General features: G+C 35.6%; 1 protein-coding gene. It reads left to right on the plus strand.

Annotated elements, in window-relative coordinates; genetic code table 11:
• Nucleotides 1–92: 92 nt before the first annotated feature.
• Nucleotides 93–557, plus strand: coding sequence for an IS630 family transposase (locus CG67_RS12265; protein ID WP_025903236.1), 465 nt, complete (start codon nt 93–95; stop codon nt 555–557).
• Nucleotides 558–638 lie beyond the last annotated feature (81 nt).

Here is a 638-nt window from a genome sequence, read left to right on the forward strand (position 1 = left end):
GTCTACAACAACGTTAGCCGAAAAAGATCATGGTCGGCAAAGAATGAACCCCCCCAAATGACATCAAAAGCTGAAATTCATCAAATAAAATTATGCTTTCTGTCTGGTGGGATTACAAAGGTGTAATATATTATGAACTTTTGCCAAGTAATCAGACCGTAAATTCGAACGTTTACGTTGACCAATTGATCAAACTAAACGAAGCTATTAAGGAGAAGCGTCCAGAATTAGCCAATAGAAAAGGTGTTGTCTTTCAACACGACAATGCAAGACCTCATACATCTTTTGTTACCCGAAAAAAACTTATGGAGCTTGGTTGGGATGTACTACCTCATCCACCATATAGTCCAGATCTAGCTCCATCTGATTTTCATTTGTTCCGGTCTATGCAGCATTCTCTTAGCGGAAAAAACTTCAGCAACGAAAGCGATGTAAAATCGCACCTTAATAAGTTTTTTGCTGATAAGGATCCAACATTTTATGAAGGAGGGATTATGGTACTTCCCGATAAATGGCAAAAAGTCATTGAAAACAATGGTCAATATTTTATTTCATGACATTAATTTTTGTATACAATTTTTTAACATTTAATTTGGCAATAAAAAACGCAATGACTTAGTTGCCAACCTAATATAATG

The organism is Tatumella sp. UCD-D_suzukii (genome assembly GCF_000611875.2).
Classification (GTDB): Bacteria; Pseudomonadota; Gammaproteobacteria; order Enterobacterales; family Enterobacteriaceae; genus Tatumella; species Tatumella ptyseos.